2 protein-coding genes and 2 pseudogenes are annotated in these 4,343 nt (G+C 64.8%); 2 read left to right on the top strand and 2 right to left on the bottom strand.

Annotation, left to right across the window (positions count from 1 at the left end):
• Positions 1–558, bottom strand: a pseudogene (locus EN780_RS28415) (MFS transporter); the annotation flags it as partial.
• Between the two features lie 119 nt (positions 559–677).
• Between EN780_RS28415 and EN780_RS28410 the strand changes: the two are divergent.
• Positions 678–1,436: a DeoR/GlpR family DNA-binding transcription regulator gene (locus tag EN780_RS28410; RefSeq protein WP_127286460.1), complete on the top strand. Its 759-nt coding sequence runs from the start codon at positions 678–680 to the stop codon at positions 1,434–1,436.
• A 124-nt stretch (positions 1,437–1,560) separates the two neighbouring features.
• A complete protein-coding gene (aspS, locus tag EN780_RS28405; protein WP_189556801.1) occupies positions 1,561–3,348 on the top strand; it encodes an aspartate--tRNA ligase in 1,788 nt (595 codons plus the stop codon).
• Positions 3,349–3,580: 232 nt separating this feature from the next.
• Here aspS and EN780_RS28400 read toward each other — a convergent pair.
• Positions 3,581–4,343, bottom strand: a pseudogene (locus EN780_RS28400) (hypothetical protein); the annotation flags it as partial.

Below are 4,343 nucleotides of genomic sequence, written 5' to 3'. Positions count from 1 at the left end.
CGCCGGCTCGTAGCCGCCCAGAAAGACCACCATCGACAGGGCCACCATCGGCACGACGAGGGCGAGATGGAGTTGCGGCGACAGTCCGAGATGCGCGAGCGCTCCTCCGAACAGCCCGGCGCCGAAGAAGCCGATGCTCCAGAACGAGTGCGCCCGGTTCATGATCCGGCGTCCGAGCAGGAACTCGGTCCTGTCTGCCTCGACATTGAGGACGATCTCGACGCTGCCGATCATCAAGCCGACCGGAAGCAGCATCAGGAACAGCGCAAGCGGCCCCGGCGCGTGCACAGCGAGCGCGTAGGCTGTCGCAATGAGCGGCACCAGGCCGAGCAGCGCGCGGCGGAAGCCGACGCGCTCCAGCAATGGCGCCGCCAGCGTCAGCGCGATCAGGGTGCCGATCGGCGTGCCGATCAGGCTGAGCCCGAGCGTGCCGTCCTCGATGTCCATGGCGCGCTTGATGTCGGGGAGCCGCGGGAAGATGTTGCCCATGGCGAAGGAATAGATCGCGAACCCGGCATAGACGCGGTGTTGAGGAGCAAGGCTGAGACCAAAACGCATCGCGGTGTTTTCCTTGAAGGGAGCAGACGGCTGGGTTTGCCAGCGGTCCGACAAGAGTCACTTCTTGCATAAACGTGCAAAACATGCAAGAACGTGTATAGCGAAATCAGGGTCATGCAATGCTGACGGATCAACGGCACCAGATCATCCGCGACCGTCTCGCGGTCGAGGGCAGGGTGCTGGCCGGGGAGCTGGCGAGCCACTTCGGCGTTTCCGAGGACACGGTCCGGCGCGACCTCAGGGAGCTGGCGAAAGCGGGCGAGTGCCGCCGCGTCTATGGCGGCGCGGTCGCATCGGCACCTTTGGCCGCGGCAACAGTCAGCCAGCGCAGCGGCCATGCGGTCGAGGAGAAGATGCGCCTGGCGAGCGCGGCCGTGAGGCTGCTTTCCGCCGGGCAGAGCCTGTTCATCGACGGCGGCACCACCAACGCGGCGATCGCCAGGGCCATTCCGCGCGAGCTCGACCTGACCGTCGCCACCAATTCGCTCGGCGTCGCCTCGGCGCTGTCCGATCACCCGCAGGTCGAGTTGATCGTGCTCGGCGGCAGGTTCGTCCGCGAGCTCGGAACCTGCGTCGGCGCCGACACGCTGGCCGCCATCGCGCAACTTGGCGCCGATCTGTGTTTCCTGGGCTCCTGCGGTCTCGACGCAGCGCGTGGCGTGACGGCTTTCGATTCGGCCGAGGCCGAGGTGAAGCGGGCCATGGCCAGGAACAGCGCCGGCATCGTCGTCGCCGTCACCAACGACAAGCTGGCCACCGCCGCGCCCTACCGCGTCGCCAGGGCCGAAGCGATCCGCCACCTTGTGGTGGAAAAGTCGGCGCCTGCCGCGATCCTCGCGGATTTCGAACGCCAGGGCGCCGAAATCCACTTTGCGTGACAAGCCAAGGCGGCGCGGCTGTGTGACCGCTTGCCTTGACAAAACCGGCCTCCCATGCGCTTTTCGCGCCAATTTTCGAGCCGGGCCGTCGGTCCGCAATCAGCATCCGGACTTCACCATGACAATGCATCGTTACCGCAGCCATACCTGTGCCCAATTGAGAAAGAGCGACGTCGGCGCCTCCGTCCGCCTGTCGGGTTGGGTGCATCGCGTGCGCGACCATGGCGGCCTGCTGTTCATCGACCTGCGCGACCATTACGGCCTGACCCAGATCGTTGCCGATCCGGATTCGCCGGCCTTCAAGATCGCCGAGACGGTGCGCGGCGAGTGGGTGATCCGCGTCGATGGCGAGGTCAAGGCTCGCCTGCCGGAGACCACGAACGCCAATCTGCCGACCGGCGAGATCGAGATTTTCGCGCGCGAGATCGAGGTGCTGTCGGCGGCCAAGGAACTGCCGCTGCCGGTGTTCGGCGAGCCTGACTATCCCGAGGACATCCGCCTGAAATACCGCTTCCTCGACCTGCGTCGCGAGACGCTGCACAGGAACATCGTGGCGCGCACCAAGATCATCGCCGAGATGCGCAAGCGCATGGGCGAGGTCGGCTTCACTGAATTCTCGACGCCGATCCTGACCGCGTCCTCGCCCGAAGGCGCGCGCGACTTCCTGGTGCCGTCGCGCATCCATCCCGGCACCTTCTATGCCCTGCCGCAGGCGCCGCAGCAGTACAAGCAGCTGATCATGGTCTCCGGCTTCGACCGCTATTTCCAGATCGCGCCCTGCTTCCGCGACGAGGACCCGCGCGCCGACCGTCTGCCCGGCGAATTCTACCAGCTCGACCTCGAAATGAGCTTCGTCGAGCAGGACGACGTGCTGTCGACGATGGAGCCGGTGCTTCGTGATGTGTTCGAGACTTTCGCCGCCGGCAAGCCGGTGACGCAGAAATTCCGCCGCATCCCCTATGACGAGGCGATGCGCACCTACGGCTCGGACAAGCCGGACCTGCGCAACCCGATCGAGATGCAGGCGGTGTCGGACCATTTCCGCGACTCCGGCTTCAAGGTGTTCGCCAACATCCTGGCCAACGATCCGAAGGCCGAAGTCTGGGCCATTCCCGCCAAGACCGGCGGCAGCCGCGCCTTCTGCGACCGCATGAATTCCTGGGCGCAGGGCGAGGGCCAGCCGGGCCTCGGCTACATCTTCTGGCGCAAGGAGGGCGACAAGCTCGAAGGCGCCGGTCCGATCGCCAAGAACATTGGCGAGGAGCGCACCGAAGCGGTGCGCCAGCAGCTTGGCCTCGCCGATGGCGACGCCGCCTTCTTCGTCGCCGGCGACCCGAAGAAGTTCGTCTCCTTTGCCGGTGCCGCGCGCACCCGCGCCGGCGAGGAACTGAACCTCGTCGACCGCGACCGTTTCGAGCTCTGCTGGATCGTCGACTTCCCGTTCTTCGAGTGGAACGAGGAAGAAAAGAAGATCGACTTCGCCCACAACCCGTTCTCAATGCCGCAGGGCGGTATCGAGGCGCTGGGCGGCGAGGATCTGCTCGGCATCAAGGCGTTCCAGTACGACATGGTCTGCAACGGCTTCGAGATCGCGTCCGGCGGCATCCGCAATCACCTGCCGGAGACCATGGTCAAGGCCTTCGAGACGGTCGGGCTCGACCGCGCCACCGTCGAGGAGCGCTTCGGCGGCCTCTACCGCGCCTTCCAGTATGGCGCGCCGCCGCATGGCGGCATGGCGGCCGGCATCGACCGCATCGTCATGCTGCTGGTCGGCGCCAAGAATCTGCGCGAGGTCACCATGTTCCCGATGAACCAGCAGGCCTACGACTTGCTGATGAACGCGCCTTCGGAAGCCACGCCGCAGCAGCTGCGCGAGCTGTCGCTGCGCGTGGCAGTGGCCAAGAAAGACTGACGGTAGCGTTGCAGCTGCTCTTTCTCCCCGTCTCTATACGGGGAGAAATGTCCGGCAGGACAATGAGGGGCAGCGCGGACGTCGGCGATTTGCGAGCGGTCGTAGCAGCTGAAGCCTTCTGACAGGCAATCGGGTCAGAAATTGAATTTCATATTTGCAGGCGTCGGCGCTGCACCTCATCCGCCTGCCGGCACCTTCTCCCCGTAGAACGGGGAGAAGGCAGCTAGTCCGATCAGTCCTCGTTGGCCTTGACCTTGACGCCGAGCGTCTTCGGCAGGTCGAGCGGGTTCGACATCGCACCAGCCATGATCAGCGCGAACGGCACAGCGGCCGGCGGCTCGGCCGAAATCTCCAGGCTCTTCGGGTCGTCGAGATATTTGCCGACCGCCGTCGTCACCTCGGCCGTCAGCTCCGGATTGTTGAGCTGCGCCATGCCGAACGGCACGATCGCCTTGGCCTGGTTAGCGATGTCCTTGCCCGACATGCCCTGCTGCTTGCCGACATATTCCAGCACCTTGTTGGTCAACGAATCGTCGTCGAAGCGGATCGAGGCGCTGTTGAACGAAAGCTGCTGCAGCAGGCCGAGCATGGCCATGCCTTGCGCCGAATTGTCTGCGCCCTCGGGCTGCGCGGCCATCTTCTTCTGCATCTCCTGCAGCGACTTGATGAAGTCGAGCGTATAGCCGCCGAGGCCGAAGGTCATGCCGAGCTTGCCGGCATTGTCGACAGCGATGTCGTATTTCGACAGTTCCATCTTGCCGTCCGCCGGCTGCCAGGTGCCGGCGATGTCGATATTGCCCGAAATGTTCTGGTAGCCGAGCGCTTCGATGGCTTCCTTGGACTTGGGGTCGTCGACCAGGGTCAGGTCGGCATTGAACTTTTCCGTCGTGCCGGAAAATTCCATCGCCTTGCCGTCCTCCGGCGGGGTGATCTCGATCGCCAGGCCGTCCATCGAGAAGGCGGTCTTGTCGGCAACCTTGACCGTCATGTTGGAG

The sequence above is a fragment of the Mesorhizobium sp. M4B.F.Ca.ET.089.01.1.1 genome (genome assembly GCF_004022605.1).
GTDB classification, from domain to species: Bacteria; Pseudomonadota; Alphaproteobacteria; order Rhizobiales; family Rhizobiaceae; genus Mesorhizobium; species Mesorhizobium abyssinicae.
Note: the sequence above shows the minus strand (reverse complement) of the source record. Positions and strands in the feature narration are given on the sequence as shown.

Bases quoted from the DNA above. Each gene is read 5' to 3' on its own strand.
- EN780_RS28410 (WP_127286460.1), top strand. From the start codon at position 678: ATGCTGACGGATCAACGGCACCAGATCATCCGCGACCGTCTCGCGGTC.
- aspS (WP_189556801.1), top strand. From the start codon at position 1,561: ATGCATCGTTACCGCAGCCATACCTGTGCCCAATTGAGAAAGAGCGAC.